Raw genomic sequence first — 20,623 nt, forward strand, 5'->3', positions numbered from 1 at the left:
TGTCACCTGCAACATCCAGTGCCATGGCGGCTGCGATCGGATGGTGGATGTACGCTTGGATGCCCTGCCCCAGCATCAGCCCCGGTCGCGCGTCGGCTGGCGTTTGGTCTGCAAGGTCTGCGGTGTGGCCGGCGCAGTGCACGTTACGCCCAACCGGCATGACATGGGGTGCCGCGTGCCATTTTCCGAAAGCCGGAGATCGTGATGGAAGTCGCTGCCTCAGCCCCGCGCACGTAGCGATAGCTTAAAACCAGCGCCCCCAGCGCCGGACTTTAGTCACAGCGCCAGGGATCGCTACTCCCAGCGGCTGAGGAGCAGACCGGGAGCTTGAAAGCCGACTCTTTCCGTATCCATTCGTTCCTAGAAACAACGATCAGCGAACTACCTCTTCAGAGGTAAGAAACGATTGCGCGCTTGCGCAGTATTCTATCCGTCAGGATTTTGCACTTTACATCCTGGGGCCAGAGCCAACGCTGCCCGTATGTATTTTAAGCGGGCGGCGTTGCGCACTGAATCTTCGCGCTGCCTACATTAGCTCGGTCCGAATTAGCTCGGTCCGAAAATTTTTAGATAGAGAAAAACCAAATGGCCGTTCCCATCGTTATAGCGAGCACCCTCGTTATCTTCGTCCTTGCCGTGGGCAGCTGGTCTACGACGGTGGAGACCTGGTACCGGGACTTACGCAAGCCATCTTGGAATCCGCCGGATTGAGTCTTCGGACCGGCCTGGACCGCCATACTGGCTCTCGCCGGCTGGTCGGGCGTCTCGTCCTGGACGAATGCCATCGGCGACAAGCCGGGTCGTATTCTCATTCTGTCACTATTCGCCTTGAATATCGTCCTGAATATGCTGTGGAGTCCGCTCTTCTTCGCCTTGAAGAGACCGGACTGGGCTTTGGTCGAGGTCCTGTTTCTTTGGCTCTCGATCGCGGCACTCATGCTCGCAGTCGGACGGCATTCCCTATTGTCCGTCTGGCTTCTGTTGCCCTACCTGCTTTGGGTGACCTTCGCAGCGTTCCTCAATCTCAAGATCGTTCGGCTGAACCGTCCGTTCGGCGAGCTTGCTTGAGGTAGAACTGCAGACGCATGCTCTCTCGCTGAACCGAATGTCCGGCCTGCGAGCTATTGAAGACCAGCCGCCCGCCGATTAGTCCAAAGATCGGATTTTCAGCTCACTTGGACCTGCCAACCGCGTCGCTGCGAAAGCGAAGCGAAGTGTGCAAGTCGCGGCAGAAGTTGAGCGCACGTTGCTGCTCTACTCAACGAACCAAAGCCGCCATGCAAATGGTCTCGCACCACCGTCTGAGGACCGTGGCAGATCGGGCAGCGGGGATTAGTCGATGACGAGCTGGGGGCGCCGGCGAAAGTTATCTATGGCGCGGTTCGCCAATACAAGCTTCCGACTCTCCCCTCTCATCACCTGCGATTTAATGTTCCCAAGTAGATATTCGGCGGTTTGCTGAGGATCGGCAATCTCATCCAGACCGCTGAGAAAATCCCAGGCGATCTGCAGCGAGCTTTCGACAAGGGGGGGCAGTGGCTCGGTCATGGAATAGCAACGCCCTCGAGGCGCCACCGTTCCTCTCGCTCCGTGAAGGCGGGTCCTTAACCAGGCTGCAGGCGTCTTGCCGGCCAGTTCAGCGAGAGCTTCGAAGTCGACGGCCCGGAGATGTTCGCCCACGCCTGCAAGTTGGGCCTCGAAGGCGTCGTGTCGAAGGTCAGGGAAAGCGTGTATGCGACCGGCGCGCGCAGCCGCGACTGGGTCAAGAAAACCTGCTCGCAGCGCGAGACGCTGACGATCGCAGGCTTTGCGCTCGACGGCAACAAATGGGACGGCATCATGTCCGGCCGCCGCAAAGGCGATGACCTGATCTACGCCGGCAAGGTCGACCATGGCTGCGATAAGGCCTCGGCGACCGTTCTCCGGACGCGCCTGACGCCGCTGATCCGGAAAACGCAATCCTATGCAAAGCGCATTGCTCACAAGGCGATCTGGGTGGAGCCGGATGCACTGGCCGAGATCGAGTACCGCGCCAAATCCGCAGATGGAAAAGTACGGCATCCGTTTTCGTGGCGTGCCGATGGAGAAGTACCAAAGGTGCCGCGCGGGTTCCGCAACATGTTCGACAACCGCAACAGGCGCCGCCTGAATCGCGAACGCTAATTTCCGGAAAGCCTCTCATCGAGATTTCCCGCAGGCGGCGAGCGCAAGTTCGCTCCTCCGATGCATCATTGCGATCTCTTTAGGAACGATCTCAAATAGCCCTGGTTTTCTAGTCTGTTCTATTAAAAAGAGGAAGGAAACGACCGATGAAAATCGCAAAGATCGTCTTGGCGACCGCATTCCTAGTTGGCTCGATTGCGACGGCATCCGCCCAAGGTGGCGGAGGCGGTGGCGGTGGCGGAGACTCCCCGGCCGCGACCTCGGGTCAGGGCGCGTCCAGCAGTCCGAGCGCGGCAAATCCAGGCGCGACGCAGAATGATCCGAAAGAGAGAGAAGGCACGACAGGCAAGAGCAGCGGCACCATGCCCAAGGACGGCACCATGTCCAAGGACGGCGCGATGTCCAAGGAGCACATGAAGAAGTAAGCCATGCGTAGAATCGTTCGTCGGACTCTCTCCCACGCAACTCGGCCCCAGCATCGCCTCCTCGCTGGGGCCTTTTTGCATCTGACACGGTCACGTATCGACCCGCAAGACGCCGACGAGATTATTTCTGACGGCCGAGAACAGAAGCATCATCTCCCGCTCGGCTCTGTTTTAAGGGACAACCCAAAGGATGAAGAACTCAATGAAGGTTCAACCGAATAAGCGGGGCCTGCCCGCTACGGGCAAGGAACCTCTAATGGGGTTTCGCGCATCTCCTGAAATGCGCGCAAGCGTGGTCAGATGGGCTGAATATCAACCGGGCATGCCGTCCCTGTCCGAAGCCATCCGTCGGTTGGTCGAGCTCGGTTTGACCGTACCGACCAACCCTCTGACTGATGAGCGCGAAGATCAGCAAGGCCGCGAAGACCCAAAGCAACGCGCCCGCCAACTGGCCAGCAATGCAATCGACAAGGTGACCGATCCCGCGGCCAGCCCCGACGATCAAGCCAGTCGTAAGCGCAGGCTGATCAAAGGACCTGAGGAATTTCAGAAGGTGCGGCGCGATCGAAATCGAAAATGAGCGATAGGCGTGACAGTCGCCGCCTTTCTGCGGGCATCTTCAATGCAACCGGCAAGCCAGGAACATGAGGTCCTTTCAGGCTGTCCCGCCACATCGAAGCGCCGTTCAGGGAACCCCGCTAGCGCCAGCCGAGAACGCGAGCCATGGGACACGCGGCGAGCGCTGCAGCCTCGATTTCACTACCGCCGGTGACGATGTGTGCCACTAGCGCGAGTTGCACCATCGGGCGACAATCGTCGTCCTCTCGCGCGGTTCGATGTTGAAGCCGGCCCGCGCGCATAAAGTCGGATGTTCCCTGATCGGAACGGCCGCTGACAGGGCAGGAGATCGAGGCTCCCGGCCTATCGCTTACCTGAGCTAAGGCAGTCGACCTTCTTCCGCGAAATGCGAAAGTAGCCGACGTACTCCGAAGGAACCAACCTTCCCTACGAACCTTATCGCTCGAGGAAGCCGTTGTTTCGCAAGCGCTTCTTTCTGCGAGGAAACGAAGATGCTTCGAAATAGCAGGATCGAAGAGGTTCCCGACCGAGCAGCTGACGTCGCCTCTTCGATTGCAGAAGAAGGACTGCGGTACGTAAACGACGCAAGTCCTGGGTATCGCCGTAAGCGGACCGGCACTTCGTTCACGTACTACGACAAGGACGGCAAGCAGATCACCGATAAAGCCATCGTTCGTCGCATCAAGTCGATCGGCATTCCTCCCGCCTACGAATTCGTCTGGATATGCCCATCGGCCAACGGTCACATACAGGCGACAGGTGTCGACGCCCGGGGACGGAAGCAATACCGCTATCACTCGAAATGGCGCGAGCTGCGCGACCAGAACAAATACGCGCACGTAGTGCAATTTGCGGCCGCGTTGCCATCGCTGCGCGCCCAAGTGTCGGCGGACATGAAACTCGAAGGCTTGCCGCGTGACAAGGTGTTGGCGACCATCGTCAGCTTGCTCGAGAAGACGCTGATCCGCGTGGGAAATGCGGAGTATGCCCAGCAGAACAAGTCCTACGGCCTGACCACAATGAGGCGCAAGCATGTGGCGATCGGAAGGGGCGTGCTCCGTTTCGACTTCACGGGTAAGTCGGGTAAACAATGGAAGCTGCAGGTCGAGGACAAGCGCATCACGGCCGTCGTAAAGCGCTGCGCCGAAATTCCAGGTCATGAACTCTTCAAGTACCTTGACGACAACAACGCGTCGCACACGGTCGATTCCGGTGACGTCAACACGTACATCCGGGAGATCACGGGACAGGACTTCACCGCCAAGGACTTCCGCACGTGGGCGGGAACCGTGCTGGCTGCGCTCGCGCTGGCAGAATTCAAGAAGTATGACAGCCAGACCGAGGCCAAGCGCAACGTCGTCGCCGCCATCGAGAAGGTCGCGAAGCAGCTCGGCAACACGCCTGCCATCTGCCGCAAGAGCTATGTCCATCCTGAGGTCCTCAGTGCCTACATGTCTGGGGACCTGATCAAGATGATCGATGCGAAGATTGCCCAGAAGTTCAAGCGGCAGTACGCAAAGCTGACCGCCGACGAGATCATGGTATTGGCATTTCTCCACAAGCGGTTGAACTCGCTGAAATCGGCGGACGCGGCATGAAGCGCTGCGCCGTCGTCTATTTGAGCACGCTGGAAGTGCTGCCGCCGTTGGATTTCATCTTCGTCGGCGCCATCGGCAGGAAGTTGTCCGCCGAGCACGTGGGCGACATGACGCTGACGGCGGGGTCGGCCGCGATCAGTGGCTTGCTCCCCAAATGATCGGGGTGGATGTCAGAGATTGCAGCCTATGCCGGCGGTATGGCTACGTTGCTCGCGTCGCTATCGTATATCCCTCAGGTCCGGAAGGCTTGGCCAGCGGGATCCACGAAGGACTTGTCGCTCCACATGCTGGCGGTGTTGACGCTTGGGCTCGGCCTCTGGATCGTCTGCGGTGCTTCGCGGAGACTGGGTCATCATCTTGGCTGACTCTATCGGGGCAACCTTGGCCGCCGTCGTGCTCGGTTGCAAGATTCGCGACTTGCATTGACGGCATCACCTTCCCGATTTCACGCTCGACCACTCCGATTTGCCTGAAATCGAGGCAGCTTCGGTCCTAGGGACCATTATCGAGAGACGTTCTCGTGATAAGCTTTCAAAAACGTCCGGCGACTAGGCGCTATCGAGGTCGATCAGCGCAATGCCGATGTCGGGCTTTTTCTTTCGTCGCAGATGGACCGGCGTATCAGTGAGGACGACCTCTAGCGTTGGTCTGACCGTACCCGCCAAAAGGTGTCCACCGCGCGTCGTGCCGTCGGACAAGCCAAGGACGACGTGAACGTGCAGGCTCGCGTTGCCGTCGTCGCCTATCGCGACATCGCCTATCGCGCTCAACACTTCGCATTGCTGGTCGACCTCGATCTTCTTGTACGTCTTACGCTCGAAGTCGAACCAGCCGATCGTCGCCTTTTGGAAGGCGCCGATCGCCGTCAGCGTTGCTGCCGTGATTCCCGTTTCGTTGGCGAACCTGCTGAGCGCGGCGAACGCTTCCTCTCCGGAGTCGAGAACGACGACGCGGGTTTCGGATCCCGCGTCGTGGGCTATTTTTTGGCTCTTCATCGGTCAGGCCGCGCTGCGCTGGGAGTGACGGCCTTCCTTGACCTCTTCGATGATCTTGCCGCTGAAGGCTTCCAAGTCTCCTGGATTTCGCGACGTGATCACTCCCTGATCGACCACGACTTCCGCATCCTCCCACTTGGCGCCGGCGTTCGCGACGTCCGTCTTGATCGACTTGAACGACGTCATCCTGCGCCCCTTGGCGATGCCTGTCTCGATCAGGAGCCACGGAGCGTGGCAGACGGCGGCGACGACCTTCTTCGCATCGAAGATGTCCTTGATGAACTTCAGTGCCTTGGGCTCGACCCGCAGCAGGTCCGGATTGATCTGGCCGCCCGGCAGGACGACCGCGTCGTAGTCGTCGACCGCCACTTCGTCGAGTGTCTTGTCGACCTTCACGGATCGGCCCCAATCCTTCTTGTCCCACCCCTTTATCTCGCCGGCCGCGAGCGAAACAACGTGGACGGTCGCGCCAACTTTCGTCAGGCGATCCCGCGGCACCTCGAGCTCGGCCTGCTCGAAGCCGTTGGCGGCCAAAATTGCGATCTTTTTCCCGTTCAAATCCATGGTCGAATCCTTATCTTGGCGTTTTGCCTACTAAGCGGACCGCGCTGGGTTTGTTCCTGCCCCGACCGAAGTCTGCAGCGCCTGCCTGGGATCACCACGGCTCTGGCGCCTCGGGAAGAAAGGCCGGTCGCGCCGATGTGGAACATCGCTCCGGATTTCGGATTTATCGTACTTCACGTAGAGGAGGGTTCCATGCCCCGCGGCGAATAAATCGAGTTATACCGGCAAGCAAGAGAGGATGGCTCGGCATATCGAGGAAGGGTACGAGCAGCGCGGATTGACGGAAAGCGAAGCGGAGAGGCGCGCTTGGGCTACCGTTCTTCACAGTCCGAACTATCGAGCCACTATATGCGTTCGACGACGTCGATTATTGAGCTGGTTTTCGGCTCTTCAATCCCGGCATCAACATCGCCCGACCGCTGGCACTCACACGGCATCCCTGCGCCGCACTGACACCCTCTGACCTCATCCGTCCAGACGAGATGAGGATGGTCTTCACACACCCAGCCGAGGCCGTGGCAAATCGGACAGTTCGGATTGATCACTTCGGCTGACGCCTGCGGGACGGCTTCGACCCTCTGAGGAATTTGATTGCCTCGACCGCGACACTGTTGTCATCGCCCGCCTGTCCCACGACGAATTTCATAACTCGCTGCCTGACTTCTTCCTCTTCGTTCGGCGCCAGCGTGACCATCATACCGTAGGTACGAACAACCCGCTCAACCACAGTCTCCATTCAAATCCTCCCGAGAAAATCCCACAACGCCGCGCAGGAACTTTTTGTTCCTTCGGCTGGTTATGGGGTAAATGGGAAAAGACCATGGACCTCACCAGATGCCAGCGCTGCGGCAAACCGCTCAAGGCCGTCATGTCACTCGACCAGCGGACCGACTTACGTTGTATTTCCTGCGATGGACTGGACCTAAAGGCTGATACCCCGATGTGGGTTGAAAGCCCCAAGCTACTTCCGGGACAGCCCCTTGAACGAGCTGGCTCGAAGTAGACCTTCGGACGTGATGTCGCGGTACTCGACGTCGGCAAAGAACTTGGGTTCGACCCAGGTTGCCTTCGGTTTCCGCATCGGCTTTGTGAGCTTGGCCTTCGGGCTGACGACGGTATCCAGGGCTTTACGGATCTGCGCCGAGGTAGTCCGATTCCAGCCGGTGCCGACCTTACCCATGTAGACAAGCTCCTTCCCCTGCTGCTTGCCAAGGTAAAGGGCTGCCACGCCAGTGGGGTCCTTGACGAAGCCGACGATCGGGAATTTCTCGCGCTGAACCGTCTTCACCTTCAGCCAGGCCTCGCCCCGCTCCGACCGGTATGGAGCGTCGGCCCGCTTGGAGATGATGCCCTCGTAGTTGAGCTTGGCAGCGCGCTCGAACAACTGCTGCCCGTCCCCGGTGACATGCTCGCTGAATAGGACCGGAGGTTCGAGCTGGTAGGTATCGAACAGGCCCTGCAGCATGGCCTTGCGCTCAAGCTGCGGCGTTTTCCTTAAGTCTTGCCCATCGAGCCATAGGAGGTCGAAGGCGTAATAGAGCAAGCGGTCCTGTTCGCCTCTGGCGAGTTCTGCCTGCAGCTCGGAGAAGTTGGTACGGCCTTCATGGACGACGACGACCTCCCCATCGATGATCGCCTGCCCGGAGATGTCGAAGGCGCCGGCAATGACTGAGAACCGCTTTGTCCAGTTCAGGCCATTACGGGTAAAGGCCTTGGCTTTACCGCGGTCGAGATGGAGCTGTACGCGGTAGCCGTCGTATTTGACTTCGTGAATCCACTGCAGCCCCGAGGGAGCTTTGCTCCGTAGGGTCGCTAGCTGAGGTTTAATGAACCCAGGCATCTCGATCCGCTTCATACACAACTCACAAAGCGCCCGCCGCTGGAGGGGGCCAACGACGGGCAGTTTAGCCAGTGTACTTCCGGAGTCGACAACGACCGCGGACCTGCCCCAGTCCTACGGGACATCGTCCGTCCTGATCGACCCGAACTCAGGAACCAGCGCCCGATTGACCAACTTCTAGCGGGGCACCGAGGCCACTCGACAATCTCTAGCGACTTCCCGCTCGCCCGATTCAACGGGAAAATGAAGCCTATGGCCTCAAAACATCATCCCCCACCTCCATCCGGCGGCAACCGTAAGGCATTGACCAAGGAGTTGGCGCGCGCCCCGGCCGTGACCACCATTCTCGCCGCGCGATCAGCCGAGAAGCGCGCCGCCGGCGAGGACCTGATCCGCGAGGCCGACGACCTTCTGTGCGAGAGCTGGAAGAGGATGTGGACGGACGGCGGTCCGGTCGACCCGTCGCCCTCGATCGACCAGGCCATCAACGCCGGCTATCCGTGGCTCGAGATCAAGTGCTCGCGGTGCATGACGCCGCGTGCTGTCGACCTCGCTGCCCTGCCCCACGTCGCTACGACGTTCGTTCACGACCTCGCCGGCCGGCTGCGCTGCCAGAAGTGCCGCAAGGCCGGCAAGCGGCCGGGCGCCGAGATCTTGCAACTGTGGCAACGCTCGCCGATCGGAGACGAGTCGTGACCGAGCTGACACGTCGCCGCGACAGTGAGTCGGCTCGGGAGAAATGGAGTATCTTTTACGACGACATCTGCATCGACTCGATCGGGCTGCGAGCCGGTGTGCCGAACCATGCCGATCAATGGGAATGGAAATGCGGCTTCCATCCTGGTTGCGACCGATTGACCGGCGGACCGGTCGAGACCTTTGAGCTGGCGCACACGGCGTTCGAAGCGGAATGGCAAGTGTTGCTGCCGACCCTGACTGAGGCCCCAGCGGATCGCACCTACTCACGACAAAGCTGTTGCCGGGCAAGGCCTGGAAGTTCGCGGCAATCGAGCGGTTGGGATCGGCGCGCGCTCGCTCGTCCGCCATGTAGGAAGACCCAGCCGCTCGTTGAGAAATTCCGGGAATAGCTTCACCTTGGGCGATCGATGCCGGCCGGGCGGCGAGAGAGCACGCTGCTCTGGGGTCATTAACGGAAGTCAGCTCGCTTGGGAAATGTCCGTTTCTCATTTTAAAAGCGGACTTCGCGCTGCCGAACGGCATGACCGCTTCTTTGGGCCAGAAGCGGAGTTCACGTATCGATAGCCCGGCGGATCTTTTCAGCGAGTTCTTCGACACTGAAGGGCTTGGTCAGCAGACTGGTGCCGGGATCGAGGATGCCGTTGTGAGCGATGGCGTTGCGCGTATAGCCGGTCGTGTAAAGAACCTTGATTTCTGGTCTCTTTTCACGCGCGAGATCAGCTAGCTGTCTCCCCGACATGTCCGGCATGACGACGTCGGTGAACAGGATCGTCACCGGCTGGTCGCTTTCCAGTAGGCGAAGTGCTTCTTTGGGGTTGGACGTTTCGAGTACGCTATAGCCGAGTTCTCGCAACGCTTCGACGGAGATCGCCCGAACTCGATCGTCGTCCTCGACGACAAGGACGAACTCACTATTTGAGCCCTTGAATATTTTTGGCTCGATTCCAATAGATCGATCGGGCGGCGCTTCGCCGTAGTGGCGCGGGAGATAAATCTTGACCGTTGTGCCGACGCCGATCTCCGAATAAATCTTGACGTGGCCGCCCGACTGACGAACAAAGCCGTACACTTGGCTCAGGCCAAGTCCGGTGCCTTTTCCTACAGTCTTAGTCGTGAAGAACGGATCGAACACCTTGTCCAGGATGTCTTGGCTCATGCCGCTGCCACTGTCGGCCACGGCAAGCAAGACATACTGACCTGGTACGATGGCGTATTCCTTGGCGTAGGCCTCATCCACGAACGTGTTCTGCGTTTCGATGGTCAGCTTTCCGCCCTGGGGCATTGCGTCGCGCGCGTTCGCCGACAGATTGATGACAGCGCTTTCCAACTGCACGGGATCAATCATTACCGTCCACAAGCCAGCGGCGAGCACTGTCTCGATCTTGACGTGCTCACCCAGTGTCCGAACGAGCAGGTCACTCATATTCGCTACAAGCCTGTTGATCACCAGCAACTCGGGCGAGAGCGGTTGTTGCCTTGAGAAAGCCAACAACCGTTGCGTCAGCGACGCCGCACGCTTGGCGCTGTCGGCTGCTGCTGCAACAAATCTGTCGACGTCCGTTTCACCCCGCGCGAGATTTCTCTGCAATAGATTCAGTGCACCGATGACGACAGCGAGCATGTTATTGAAGTCGTGAGCTATGCCGCCGGTCAATTGTCCAATTGCTTCCATTTTCTGTATCTGCCGCAATTGGTCCTCGACCTTCGATCTCGCATAGACTTCGTCGATCACACGTTGCTCAAGAGTGTTGTTAAGGGTCTGCAAAGCAGATTCTGCGCGTCGACGGTCTTTCACTTCGCGTTCGGCGGCTTGGAAAAGCCTGCCGTTATCGATGGCGGTAGCGGCCTGACCTGCGATGCCGATCAGGAGTTCCTCGTGCTCATCGAGAAAGCGGCCGGGCTCGCCATGTCCCAGGAACAATCCGCCAATCACCTCACCGGATCGCGATATCACGGGTACGGCGAGATAGCTGCGAACGGGCAGGTGCCCGTTCGGCATACCGTGATACGGCGCGCTCTTGCCGTAGCGAGCGTCTTTCAGAATGTCGTCAGAACGGACGACACCAGCTCCTTTGAATGTTGGCTCAAAGACCGCCGTATTTCGCGGCATGGGAAACTGCGAGAACTTCTCGTGAGGGACACCTGACAGGGCATAGAGCATGTAGCTCTCGCCATTGTCGTTGGTCACGTTGTAGAAAAACGCGCCGAATTCGGCGCCGACGATTTCCGTGCAAGCGTCAGTCGCAATCTGAACGATCCGGCCGATATCGAGTTCGGCAGCGAGAGCCGCGCCACTGCGATTCAGCACGTTGAGCTTGTGTGTCTCCGAGCGAATCGCTCGTTCAATGATGTGTTGTTCGGTGACGTCGTGTCCCTGAATGAAGACGCCTGTGACGGACCCGTCGTCAGCAATCGTCGGCTGATAAACGAAATCAAGGTAACGGTCGTCAGCGTCGCTGTGCGCGTCGCGCTTGAGCCGGACTTTCGCACCGCTCCCGATATAGGGTTGTCCCGTGGAATAGACCTTGTCGAGCAGGGTCACGAACCCTTGCTCGACAACCTCGGGCAAGGCGACCGAGACTGGCTTGCCGAGAACGTCCCGATGTCCGACGAGGGTTCGATAGGACTCGTTGACCATCGCGAACCGGTGTTCAGGACCGCTCACCGTGGCGATAAAGCCGGGAGCCTGTTCGAACATGCGCTTCAGACCTTCGCGCTCGGCGTTCAACTCTCGCTCTATCCTGATCTTGTCAGTGATTTCGACGACGATCGCCATGACCCCGGCAGGCTTGCCGCTTTCGTTAAGGATTGGCGAGTAATCGAGATTGAGCCAGACCTGCTCGGGCTTGCCGTCGTGCCGAAAAAGCGTGAGGGTAAAGTCGCGATAAGCCAGGGTTTGTCCGGCGAGGCCCACCTTCATGATGTTGTCGTTGAAGTCAGCGACCTCAGGCCATCCTTCGCGAACCTTTGAGCCAAAAAGTTTCGGATGCCGTCCCCCGGCAAATTCCGAGTAGGCGTCATTGTAGATCATGATCCCGTCTTCGCCCCACAGGGTGACGATCGGGACGGGAGATCGCAGGACGAGCGCGATCGAGCTTTTCAGGCTGCCCGGCCAACCTTCAATTGGCCCCAGCGGGGTCGCGCTCCACTTGAATTTAGCGATGATGTCGGCAGCTTCGCCGCCGCCTGCAAGAAAGGGATAAGACATGGTGAGACGGTACCCTCCCAGCCGTCGAAATCACAACGTCAGACGTGCCGGGACCGGCTATCGGGTTCAATTGGGGAAAATACAACAGAGCATGGTTCAATTCGATCGGGCCGAATTGGCGCAAGCGCCTCTGGATGCACAAACTCGGCCAACGCATCCTGAGCGATGCCCTTCAAATCTTCCAGTTTTAAAATGCCGGACTGCACCGCTTCCAGGAGCCGAGTAGCTACGAACGCGCGCGTTTCGTGATCGCCGCCGCACTCAAGATCCTCGAATACCTGTCCAAGCACAAATTCGAGCCGCGTTCTGAAGCCGTTACCAATCTTCATTTGATTCAACAATGTTCATCAGTGTTTGCGCAGATACCGCAAGCCTTCGATCGCGAGAGCTTTGTCGTCGCCTGAGATGCCAGCCAGATGCGCCTCAACCCGTCGGCCTGCCTCCAGTTGGTTTGCTTCGGTCAAGTCCATCATCAGGCCGTAGGCCTCAATCACCCGGTGGATCGTCACCCAAATAGGTCCACCCATTTTGACTTATAATCCCGAACCCTAGCGCCGGTTCCATACTTGACTGGGCTGGTCGGTCGCGGCGTCCGGTTTGGGTCACAAGGCGACATCCCGAGGGTCAGGCAGGGTGTCCGCATTTCCCTTCGAAAGCGGACACCCCAAATCATCGACCACCCTTAGCGAATTCCGCCTGTCCGAGTCAGCACGGAAATGTAGTCAATGGCTCCAAAACAACACTCCACACCCCTCTCCGGACGGCGATCGCAAGGCATTGACCAAGGAGTTGGCGCGGGCCCGGGGGCGTGACCACCATCCTCGCCGCCCGATCAGCCGAGAAGCGCGCCGCCGGCGAGGACCTGATCCGCGAGGCCGATGACCTGCTGTGTCAGAGCTGGAATGAAAGGATGTGGGCGGACGGCGGTCCGGTCGACCCGTCGCCTTCGATCGACCAGGCCATCAACGCCGACTATCCGTGGCTGGAGATCAAGTGCTCGCGATGTAAGACGCCGCGCGCTGTCGATCTCGCCGCCCTGCCCCACGTCGCCACGACATATGTTCACGACCTCGCTGGCCGACTGCGGTGCCAGAAGTGCCGCAAGGCGGGCAAGCGCCCGGCCGCCGAGCTGCTGCAGCTTTGGCAACGCTCGCCGATCGGAGATGGGACGTGACCGAGCTGACGCGCCGGCGCGACAAGGAGTCGGCTCGGGAGAAATGGAACATTTTTTACGGCGACGTCTGTATCGGCTCGATCGGGCAGCGCGCCGGTGTGCCGAACCACGCCGATCAATGGGAATGGAAGTGCGGCTTCCATCCTGGTTGCGACCGATTGACTGGCGGACCAGCCGAGACCTTTGAGCAGGCGCGCACGGCGTTCGAAGCCGCATGGCAGCTGTTGCTGCCGACCCTAACCGAGGCGGATTTCCAGGCGTGGCGAGACCAGCGTGACTGAACCAAGAGAAAGCAAGCGATGTGGGAGCGCGGCGAAAAACTGCCTTCTCAACAGCTGTCGTCGCTGATGCGCTGTCCCTGCGGCGTGATGTTTGATAGCCACCGGCCGGCCAAGAGCCACGTGCACCGCCAGCACATCTATGCCGTTCAGAAGAGAGATCGAATTCGCCGATGAAACTGAAGGAAGAGCGGCCGTGGGCCGACCCCGAGAAGGCTGCCCGCAGGATTATGGAGTACGCCAAGGCATTCGTGCCGATCCAGGACGGCAGGATCTACATCGAGAAGATCAACTATCCATTCATCGACAAGGACGGCGCGTCGCCGGCCGAATATGGCGCAGGCCTGAAATTCTGTCTCGACAGTGGTTGGCTGACCCGCCACGAGAGCGGCACCTACGTGAAGATCCTGCAGGCTGGAAGCGAGCTGTTCGGCCCATAAAAAGGGGCCGCCTAACGCCAGCGGCCCCTCCCGGAAAAATGAACCCTGATCTTGATGAAATGGCCCGGTATCATGAGGTTAGCGCGCTTTGGCTCGAACGCAGATTCCGTAAGAATACGGGAATGCCGTTTCCGCGCTTGACGAGCTCGAATCACCTTCTACATGGGTTCCCCGTATTCCACCCGCGAGAATTGCAGGAATTTCTCTCGATGAAGGACATGCAGGCGCACTTGGAGAAGCTTCGTGTCGAGGCGGCAGAGTGTGAACTGATCAGCAAGCTAGCGACCGACAAGACCAAGAAAGAGCTGTTCGCCAAGCTGGCCGCGCATCACCGCACTCTGGCTGATGAAGTCGAGCGCACCATTGAGGATTCCCGATAGGAACTTTGCATTCCCTCACGGATTTACAGCCTCGTTCCGGGCTGGAACCGAACGAGAGGGAAAGGGCGAGTGGGCCAAATTCGACGCCGTGTCAGGCACACTAACTCACTTGAAACGCGGCTCGCAGAACGAGCTAGAGAGCTACGCGAACAGGCCGCAGCGCTCGCCCCAGGTATCGAAAAGGAAGCGCTGCTGAAGCTAGCCCATCAGGCTGAGGCTGGCGCTAGCATGACCGAATGGCTGCGGGCGCCGGAGCTTCAATCGATCTGACCGCTTGTAGTCTATTTGTTGACTGGCTTGCTGCACATTCGCACTCGGTAAGCATGCTCGCATTTCGAGTGCAGTTCTTTACCTGGGATGATTAGGCCATGCATGGCTCCATCCCCGGAGCGGGACGGTTTCCCGTAGCTTCCCGGTGCAACTGGCAAACGCGATTTGTTAGATCGCGCGCATGCCCAACACCTTTACTCATAGAGGTGTCACGTTCACCGTGACGCACACCTACGACGACGTGTTCAAGGTCGATATTCATATCGGCGGACGCAAGTCTCATCACACCGTGCGCACTCGATTGGTCGAGCTGGCGAGGCGGCGAGCCGAGACGCTAATTAATCGCAAACTGAAGGAGCGACCTCGTCCCGTGTGAGGCCTGCCGCTGTTGGCAGTCCTAGGAGCGGTCACTTCGACGCGTACTCCGCCGAAATCACCAGTCTGAACAGAATTTTGTCCTTTGCATCCGTGACTTCCAGTCTCCAATCGTGCCCGGGCTTCAGCGTGCCGTCGAGATATTTCAACGTCTCTCCTGCAATTGCCGTGGCTTCTTTCCAGGCGGCGTGGCGATCCGGAAGCTCTTCCCCAACGTCGTCACGGCTGGGGCTGTCGTGGTAAACATGAAAGAAATACTGCGGCATTTGATATCCTCAGGCTTCGCCTATTGGAGGCCACGAGCAAGGCTCGACCCGCCAAAACCGACATACGGAGAAACGAACGTCCGCACATCTGCCTCGTTCCTGACGACCAGCTCGGCCGGGAACGAATTTGTCGGCGTTTGCTTGAATCCCGATTGCGTTGCGTGGAGTCATTTATGCGTAAGGCTGATTGGACACCGTCGATCATCCCTTGCGATGATCAGACCGTTTACCTCGTCGCGGACGATTTTGGCCCCATCGGTCGCGCCTGGCGCGAGACCGACCTCGAGGCGGCTGACCTCGAGACCGTGATCCAGGATCTGATGGCCGGCGAATATTCGAGCCCGATCCGAGTGATCGGCTTCAACACCGCCGAGCGCTGGAGCGAAGACGTCTCCGAGGACATCGCCCGCGAGGTCCCAGCGGCGCTGCGACCTGCAGCAGACCGAGGTGCCGGTGGCCCTGCAGGGTTTTGTCGATCGGCACGTCAGCGATCGCCGGCAACTGACGTTGCGGCTTGTCTGAGACGTTCAGATGCCATGGTGGCTTTATGTCGGGATCGCGATCGCATCGGTCGTCGCCGGGTTCGCTGTATCAGCAGCGCGCGCCGACCGGCGCGAGGATGCGCTGCGCGATGAGGACCTGAACCGGCGTATCGACGAGCGCCTCGCAGGCATGGATCTCAGGCACCCGCCGCGAGACCCGGGTACTGGCTGAAATCGGCCACAGGAACGTCCCTCGACAGCACCGCTTGGTCTTTGTGCGCGCTTCTCCCCGGAGCGCACGCGCAAAGCAGTCGGAAAGCGGCCTCAGCCCCTCGATGGGCTGGGGCCGTTTTGCGAGCGAGTCGGGACTACATAGGAACGAATCCAAGTCGGGAAGATTAGGCAATTGGCGGCGGCGCAATCCTGCCCCCGAGTCCGCCGCCATCAGTCCCAGCGCCAACCTTCCCCGGCGGCGCTGGGACTTATTTCGTTCAGGCCGTTCGCGGATGCGCTTTCCATTGGTTGGAGAAACTCGCCATGCGGGCGCTTTGTTGGACCTCCCCGCCGCGACAAAAAGGCCATGCCGTCTCACTCACGTTCCTAGGAACTTTCTGCGAGGCCGAGAATTAATGTCACGCTTGCCGACCTCATCCGCCCCCAAGGCGGTCGGCGGCCAAACCCCGCCCCGCGAAGGCGGGGTTTTATTTTGAACATTCTCTTTGCGGCCTTCTCATGCACGACAAAGGTACGGCCCGAGCTACCCATTCAGGGGTATTAAACCTTTTCAATATTCGTGAGCACTTAAAATAGCCAGGATTTTGCAAATCCTTCCTGGGGCTAGGCTGACGCCGTCCGCGTGCATTTTAAGCGGGCGGCGTTCGTATGTTCGGTGGCGCTGAGTGCCTCGTAAACAGCAAGAAGCCCCGACGGGGGCTAGCGCGTCGGGGCTTCTTTCCGAATGCGAACCTCTCCGGAGCGCAAACGCAACGCACGGTCCGGCCGAGAGCGCCGTGAAGTGTACCCCGGCAACATCAGCAATATAGACCGCTCTCCCGGAGTACCCCCGACTCGCGGGGTATCCTAATTCTGATCCGGGCGTGTCTCAATGAGGGGAGCATCCGGAGCGAATAAATCAAGGATACGGAACCCACAGGAATCGACGGATTCCCGCCCCTCAGCTTGCATCCAAAGAAACGGCCCCAGCGCGCTGGAACGAACGCTGAGGCCGCCTCACCGCGCGGCTGCGAGTTTTTTTGGCCGGCTGGAGCCTTGCTCCTAGCGACAGGCGTATTCTTACGGAGATGAGATAGTCCGTTTGGGATATGCCCCCTCTATGCACTCCGTGCCAGATCTTACCCCTGCCAGGATTTTGCACACCCTCCTGGGGCTAGGGCCAACGCCGTCCGTTGTATACTGAACGGGCGGCGTTGTGCTGTGCGCGCGAAAAAATGGCCTTAAGCTGCTTGGCGGCATTCGCATGGAAGGGGAGATTTGCTTCTAACTGCCGCGATGGTCGGTCCCATGAGCCGCGTGATGGACGCGCTGTCGTGAGCAATCCGGCATGCATTCGACGCGAGGACACAGGGACAGTTTGCGAGAACAATCAGCACCGGCCAGGACCGGCCCTCATGCCTGCATCTGCGGCGGCGCCGGCACGCCCTGCCCGGTCTGCAATAGGCCGATGGATGATGAACTGCCCCGTCTACCGGAAGGCTTTCGTCCGGACGAACATACGATTGCACCAGGCGCCATACCTCACTTCAGCACCGGCGTCGTGGATGTAGACGAAATCGGTGACGGCCCATACGACGCCGCCACTCAAGCCAACCGCGACCCAATAGAACCAGCGGCTGACGTTTCTCACGCCGTCTGCCCGCGCGCGCACGTTCTGGACAGCTCGAACGATCGGCTTCATATCGGCGATGTCTTGCGTCGCCATCGCAAGCTTCGCCCCCATCGTAGTCATGTCGGCTCGCAGCGCGTCGACCTTCTGATGAAGGTCCTTGCGGCCATCCGAGGCCTTTTCTTTCTGCCGCTGCCAGGTCTGCAGCAGCGTCGAGACGGTCGACCCGAGTCCGCCGATCTTGGCGGCCATTTGAAGTAAGGCCGTATTCACGCTGGCCGTTTCGTCACCGCTCATTGCGCCTTCTTTCGCGCGAAACCGTGCACCGGCTTTTCCGACGGCGCCGCGCTCTCGCAGGACACGCCCTCGACACGGCCGATGCAGATTGCTCTCATCCCAGAACAGGCGCTGGTCGCCACAATGCGGGATGATGTGGTCGCAGACTAGCAAGGACGTGTGCGGTTCGCCGCTGCCACAGCCCTTGCACGGGCAGGTGCAGAGATCACGCAGAAAGATACGGAGGCGCAGCGCACGCCTGCGCGCGAGCCAGTACCAGGATTTCCCGGTCAGCTGCTGCATCACCAAAAGGAAAGGCCGAGCACCTCGCAATGATCGGCCTCAAGTCTAGGGAGGAAACGCCCGATTTGAACAGGAACCTTGCCTCACCCGTGACGTTTAACAGCGATGGGACAACTGAGGAGGAACTTATGAGGATACTGTCGTTGGCGGGTGTACTGGCGGTTGCGGGCTTTGCTGTTGTCACGCCGCTCTCGATTGCACCAGCGTCAGCCCAATTGGCCATTGATACTCCGGTCGGCGGCGTCGTGGTTGGCCCGCAGCACCGATATTACGACCGAGACTATGATCGACGCGCCTATCGCGCTTACAACTATGATCGCGGTTATCGCGGATGCCGCACCGTTACGATCGAACGCGATGACGGTTCGGTTCGCCAGGTCCGCCGTTGCGACTAGCGTACCCTCGCAGTCAAAGTTGCGTAAAAGGCCGCTCAGCTAGCGGCCTTTTCATTGCGCGACCGTTCGGCGATGCGGAGTGACGTGGTCACACGCCAGCAGCACCCTGGTTGGCTCGACCCTGCGGCAACGAATGCGCGGGCATGTACAGAGATCGCGGGAACACGCGCAGCCGCAGTGCTCGCCAGCGAGCAGGCTTGTACTAAGAAAAGCCGGCTAATCGAGGGAGGAACGCTCCGAAGGGCGCAACGATAGCAACAACAAACCCTCGGACAGGTTGCCTGTTTCTAGAAGCGTCCAACGGCGCTACACTGTGTGCATTGCCGGGGAATTGGCCGACCGCGAATCCTATTTTGGGCGGAGGTAGCATGAAGCGTCTAACCGTGCTGATCCCGTCGCTACTTACCCTTTTCGGAGCGATGCCCGCAGCGGCCGAAGACAATCCGTTGTTAGGAACTTGGAAGCTGAAGTCGTTCGTCCGCGAAGTCTCGGGCACCAGCGAGCGCTACAACCAAATGGGGTGAGCAACCCGACGGATATCTCAACTACGCTGCTGACGGACGAATGATCGCGTTCTTCGTCTCAGCCGACCAACCACATCCGCACACCGAGCCGACCGACGAGGAGCGGATTAAGCTGGTTAAGTCGATGCTTGCATATGGCGGTACGTATAAGCTCGCGCCAGGAAAGATTGTCCATCACATCGATATCGAATGGGATGGACGTCGACTTGGCACCGATCAAGTGCGCTTTACGCCCTTGAGGACGACAAGCTTGTGATCAAGACCGCGTGTCGAGTCACTGCCCTGGTTCGCTTGAGTTGCTCAGCGCGCGACCCCTGAATCAGGCTCTGCGCTTTTAGTCTAGCTGCCGCGACGGACGTCCTAGCCTCCCTAAACGCGCTAATCGAATGCTCGCGCCGATCACCGGCGCGAGTTCGGCCGCGACCGATCTCAGTGCTCTCGGCCTGCGGCGCTATGGTGCAGGTCCCCGGTTCGGGAAAAAGCGGCAAAATATTAGATTTGATTCACATATGTCAGTTGACGACGCGCGCGCCTGATTCGATGATCCGGCTGCCGGGCAAGTCGACGTTTCATTAAGAAAACCCTTTAGACCTGGTAAGGCCCGTTATTTTGAGGCAAGCGCGGTCCGAGACAGCATAGGAGAAGGAACGGCCCTAGCGAAGCAATGCGCTGGGGCCGTTCTTTCTCGGGAACAAGTGGCAGGTTTCGCTGTTAAAAAGGCGGTCGTGTTGAGGAGCGGGACGACAAGCGGCCTCAGTGCTCTCCCCGGGGCACTGGGGCCGTTCATTTTTTGAGTTGGCACTTTCTGCATATCCAGGACGTTTGCGGAGCGATCAAATTCTTGCAGGAACGAAGCGCGTTCGCTGGCACTTAATGCATATCCGGTGCCGTCCTAGGCGGCGCAGGATGACGACCAAAGTGGAAAACTCGGCCCCAGCTTGCCCCCCTCGCTGGGGCCGTTTCTTCGCTGGTTTTCGAGTTTGCGTAGCAGCTGTGCGCCCTTCCATAGCTCCATGGAATGTCTGTCCACTAAATCCTGCACCCGCTGGATTGCGTCTGCGTCGCTCCCGCCGTGCAAGTCGACCACGCTCAAAATGCGATCGCCCCCACCTCTGGGGTTCTGCGTGGGTGAACGAAGTTCCGCCGCGCAATCCAGCAAATGTCCAAGGTTGGGAAAAAGCGGCAACTTTCTCGTTGGCTCACATCTTAGATGCTGCTTTAAAACGATTCTGAACGCCGCAGGCATATGGCCTCAACGGTGGAGGACCGATGGCACTTCAGGAATATCGCGTCTACGTAATAGGCGCAGATGATCGGATTCTAAATAGAATTGATATTCACTGCGCGAATGATGCCGCCGTCAGCCAGCGCGCGAAACAGTTGCTCGACAACGAAACAATAGAGCTCTGGCGTGGTGATCAACTACTTCACAGATTCGAGCCGATGTAAGGCTTATCTCGCGTCTGCTCCGTTCAAGGAGGACGCCCTCTATCGCATGCCGGCCACAATCACAGTCCCATCGAAGGATGACGACGTGCGCCACGCC

General features: G+C 59.2%; 26 protein-coding genes and 5 pseudogenes. 20 read left to right on the top strand and 11 right to left on the bottom strand.

The genetic code is table 11. The features are described 5' to 3' along the window. Positions 1-585 precede the first annotated feature (585 nt). Positions 586-1,068: pseudogene (locus ACE103_RS29955) on the top strand (TspO/MBR family protein). A 264-nt stretch (positions 1,069-1,332) separates the two neighbouring features. Here ACE103_RS29955 and ACE103_RS29960 read toward each other — a convergent pair. Then, positions 1,333-1,548, bottom strand: a complete 216-nt coding sequence (locus ACE103_RS29960; protein WP_375775983.1) for a hypothetical protein — start codon at positions 1,546-1,548, stop codon at positions 1,333-1,335. Positions 1,549-1,632: 84 nt separating this feature from the next. Here ACE103_RS29960 and ACE103_RS29965 point away from each other — a divergent pair. The 6 genes and pseudogenes from ACE103_RS29965 to ACE103_RS29990 all read left to right on the top strand — a co-directional run. After that, a pseudogene (locus tag ACE103_RS29965) lies at positions 1,633-2,067 on the top strand (DNA ligase); the annotation flags it as partial. A gap of 242 nt (positions 2,068-2,309) precedes the next feature. After that, positions 2,310-2,588 (top strand): hypothetical protein, encoded by a 279-nt coding sequence (locus ACE103_RS29970; protein ID WP_223975873.1) that lies wholly within the window; start codon positions 2,310-2,312, stop codon positions 2,586-2,588. A 202-nt stretch (positions 2,589-2,790) separates the two neighbouring features. Next, a complete protein-coding gene (locus ACE103_RS29975; protein WP_375775984.1) occupies positions 2,791-3,168 on the top strand; it encodes a hypothetical protein in 378 nt (125 codons plus the stop codon). A gap of 490 nt (positions 3,169-3,658) precedes the next feature. Next, positions 3,659-4,765, top strand: coding sequence for a DNA topoisomerase IB (locus ACE103_RS29980; protein WP_375775985.1), 1,107 nt, complete (start codon positions 3,659-3,661; stop codon positions 4,763-4,765). Beyond that, positions 4,762-4,923, top strand: a complete 162-nt coding sequence (locus ACE103_RS29985) for a hypothetical protein (RefSeq protein ID WP_375775986.1) — start codon at positions 4,762-4,764, stop codon at positions 4,921-4,923. The genes ACE103_RS29980 and ACE103_RS29985 overlap by 4 nt, the downstream gene beginning before the upstream one ends. 39 nt (positions 4,924-4,962) lie before the next feature. Continuing rightward, positions 4,963-5,130, top strand: coding sequence for a PQ-loop domain-containing transporter (locus ACE103_RS29990; protein WP_375781213.1), 168 nt, complete (start codon positions 4,963-4,965; stop codon positions 5,128-5,130). 183 nt (positions 5,131-5,313) lie between these two features. Here ACE103_RS29990 and ACE103_RS29995 read toward each other — a convergent pair whose 3' ends face one another. Together ACE103_RS29995 and ACE103_RS30000 are read right to left on the bottom strand one after the other, a co-directional pair. Further along, positions 5,314-5,760 (bottom strand): PPC domain-containing DNA-binding protein, encoded by a 447-nt coding sequence (locus ACE103_RS29995; RefSeq protein WP_375775987.1) that lies wholly within the window; start codon positions 5,758-5,760, stop codon positions 5,314-5,316. A 3-nt stretch (positions 5,761-5,763) separates the two neighbouring features. Continuing rightward, positions 5,764-6,324 (bottom strand): type 1 glutamine amidotransferase domain-containing protein, encoded by a 561-nt coding sequence (locus tag ACE103_RS30000; RefSeq protein ID WP_375775988.1) that lies wholly within the window; start codon positions 6,322-6,324, stop codon positions 5,764-5,766. Positions 6,325-6,520: 196 nt separating this feature from the next. On the opposite strand from ACE103_RS30000, the pseudogene ACE103_RS30005 reads away from it, so the two are divergent. After that, positions 6,521-6,643: pseudogene (locus ACE103_RS30005) on the top strand (plasmid stabilization protein); the annotation flags it as partial. Between the two features lie 222 nt (positions 6,644-6,865). On the opposite strand, the gene ACE103_RS30010 reads toward ACE103_RS30005, so the two are convergent. Both ACE103_RS30010 and ligD read right to left on the bottom strand, forming a co-directional pair. Next, positions 6,866-7,060: a hypothetical protein gene (locus ACE103_RS30010; protein ID WP_375775989.1), complete on the bottom strand. Its 195-nt coding sequence runs from the start codon at positions 7,058-7,060 to the stop codon at positions 6,866-6,868. A 225-nt stretch (positions 7,061-7,285) separates the two neighbouring features. Next, on the bottom strand, positions 7,286-8,179 hold the full coding sequence (ligD, locus tag ACE103_RS30015) for a non-homologous end-joining DNA ligase (RefSeq protein ID WP_375775990.1): 894 nt from the start codon (positions 8,177-8,179) through the stop codon (positions 7,286-7,288). Positions 8,180-8,416: 237 nt separating this feature from the next. On the opposite strand from ligD, the gene ACE103_RS30020 reads away from it, so the two are divergent. After that, a complete protein-coding gene (locus ACE103_RS30020; protein ID WP_375775991.1) occupies positions 8,417-8,860 on the top strand; it encodes a hypothetical protein in 444 nt (147 codons plus the stop codon). Continuing rightward, positions 8,857-9,252: a hypothetical protein gene (locus ACE103_RS30025; protein ID WP_375775992.1), complete on the top strand. Its 396-nt coding sequence runs from the start codon at positions 8,857-8,859 to the stop codon at positions 9,250-9,252. Before ACE103_RS30020 ends, ACE103_RS30025 begins: the two co-directional genes overlap by 4 nt. Before the next feature lie 161 nt (positions 9,253-9,413). On the opposite strand, the gene ACE103_RS30030 is transcribed toward ACE103_RS30025, so the two are convergent. The 4 genes and pseudogenes from ACE103_RS30030 to ACE103_RS30045 all read right to left on the bottom strand — a co-directional run bounded on the left by ACE103_RS30030 (position 9,414) and on the right by ACE103_RS30045 (position 12,598). After that, the gene (locus ACE103_RS30030; protein WP_375781214.1) at positions 9,414-11,639 is read right to left on the bottom strand and encodes an ATP-binding protein; all 2,226 of its coding nucleotides are present in this window, start codon (positions 11,637-11,639) and stop codon (positions 9,414-9,416) included. A gap of 9 nt (positions 11,640-11,648) precedes the next feature. Next, a pseudogene (locus ACE103_RS30035) lies at positions 11,649-12,071 on the bottom strand (hybrid sensor histidine kinase/response regulator); the annotation flags it as partial. A gap of 38 nt (positions 12,072-12,109) precedes the next feature. After that, the gene (locus ACE103_RS30040; protein WP_375775993.1) at positions 12,110-12,409 is read right to left on the bottom strand and encodes a hypothetical protein; all 300 of its coding nucleotides are present in this window, start codon (positions 12,407-12,409) and stop codon (positions 12,110-12,112) included. A 9-nt stretch (positions 12,410-12,418) separates the two neighbouring features. Further along, positions 12,419-12,598 carry a hypothetical protein gene (locus tag ACE103_RS30045; protein ID WP_375775994.1) on the bottom strand — a complete coding sequence of 60 codons (180 nt, stop codon included), beginning with the start codon at positions 12,596-12,598 and terminating at the stop codon, positions 12,419-12,421. A 198-nt stretch (positions 12,599-12,796) separates the two neighbouring features. On the opposite strand from ACE103_RS30045, the pseudogene ACE103_RS30050 reads away from it, so the two are divergent. From ACE103_RS30050 to ACE103_RS30070, 5 genes and pseudogenes are all read left to right on the top strand, one after another. Then, positions 12,797-13,245, top strand: a pseudogene (locus ACE103_RS30050) (hypothetical protein). Then, positions 13,242-13,526 (top strand): hypothetical protein, encoded by a 285-nt coding sequence (locus ACE103_RS30055; RefSeq protein ID WP_375775995.1) that lies wholly within the window; start codon positions 13,242-13,244, stop codon positions 13,524-13,526. Before ACE103_RS30050 ends, ACE103_RS30055 begins: the two are co-directional and overlap by 4 nt. A 170-nt stretch (positions 13,527-13,696) precedes the next feature. Further along, on the top strand, positions 13,697-13,963 hold the full coding sequence (locus ACE103_RS30060; RefSeq protein ID WP_375775996.1) for a hypothetical protein: 267 nt from the start codon (positions 13,697-13,699) through the stop codon (positions 13,961-13,963). Between the two features lie 209 nt (positions 13,964-14,172). After that, a complete protein-coding gene (locus tag ACE103_RS30065) occupies positions 14,173-14,343 on the top strand; it encodes a hypothetical protein (protein WP_375775997.1) in 171 nt (56 codons plus the stop codon). A gap of 451 nt (positions 14,344-14,794) precedes the next feature. Next, on the top strand, positions 14,795-14,989 hold the full coding sequence (locus ACE103_RS30070) for a hypothetical protein (protein WP_375775998.1): 195 nt from the start codon (positions 14,795-14,797) through the stop codon (positions 14,987-14,989). Positions 14,990-15,020: 31 nt separating this feature from the next. Here ACE103_RS30070 and ACE103_RS30075 read toward each other — a convergent pair whose 3' ends face one another. Next, positions 15,021-15,254: a DUF6894 family protein gene (locus tag ACE103_RS30075; protein ID WP_375775999.1), complete on the bottom strand. Its 234-nt coding sequence runs from the start codon at positions 15,252-15,254 to the stop codon at positions 15,021-15,023. 173 nt (positions 15,255-15,427) lie between these two features. Between ACE103_RS30075 and ACE103_RS30080 the strand changes: the two genes are divergently transcribed. Continuing rightward, positions 15,428-15,889: a hypothetical protein gene (locus tag ACE103_RS30080; protein ID WP_375776000.1), complete on the top strand. Its 462-nt coding sequence runs from the start codon at positions 15,428-15,430 to the stop codon at positions 15,887-15,889. A 1,549-nt stretch (positions 15,890-17,438) separates the two neighbouring features. Here the strand turns inward: ACE103_RS30080 and ACE103_RS30085 are convergent. Then, positions 17,439-18,158, bottom strand: a complete 720-nt coding sequence (locus tag ACE103_RS30085; protein ID WP_375776001.1) for a DUF1515 family protein — start codon at positions 18,156-18,158, stop codon at positions 17,439-17,441. A 29-nt stretch (positions 18,159-18,187) separates the two neighbouring features. Between ACE103_RS30085 and ACE103_RS30090 the strand changes: the two genes are divergently transcribed. The 4 genes from ACE103_RS30090 to ACE103_RS30105 all read left to right on the top strand — a co-directional run bounded on the left by ACE103_RS30090 (position 18,188) and on the right by ACE103_RS30105 (position 20,526). Beyond that, a complete protein-coding gene (locus ACE103_RS30090) occupies positions 18,188-18,553 on the top strand; it encodes a hypothetical protein (RefSeq protein ID WP_375776002.1) in 366 nt (121 codons plus the stop codon). A gap of 368 nt (positions 18,554-18,921) precedes the next feature. Continuing rightward, positions 18,922-19,077 carry a hypothetical protein gene (locus tag ACE103_RS30095; RefSeq protein WP_375776003.1) on the top strand — a complete coding sequence of 52 codons (156 nt, stop codon included), beginning with the start codon at positions 18,922-18,924 and terminating at the stop codon, positions 19,075-19,077. A gap of 40 nt (positions 19,078-19,117) precedes the next feature. Further along, positions 19,118-19,333 (top strand): lipocalin-like domain-containing protein, encoded by a 216-nt coding sequence (locus ACE103_RS30100; RefSeq protein ID WP_375776004.1) that lies wholly within the window; start codon positions 19,118-19,120, stop codon positions 19,331-19,333. Between the two features lie 1,013 nt (positions 19,334-20,346). Then, a complete protein-coding gene (locus ACE103_RS30105; RefSeq protein WP_375776005.1) occupies positions 20,347-20,526 on the top strand; it encodes a hypothetical protein in 180 nt (59 codons plus the stop codon). Positions 20,527-20,623 lie beyond the last annotated feature (97 nt).

The organism is Bradyrhizobium sp. ma5 (genome assembly GCF_042258955.1).
Classification (GTDB): Bacteria; Pseudomonadota; Alphaproteobacteria; order Rhizobiales; family Xanthobacteraceae; genus Bradyrhizobium.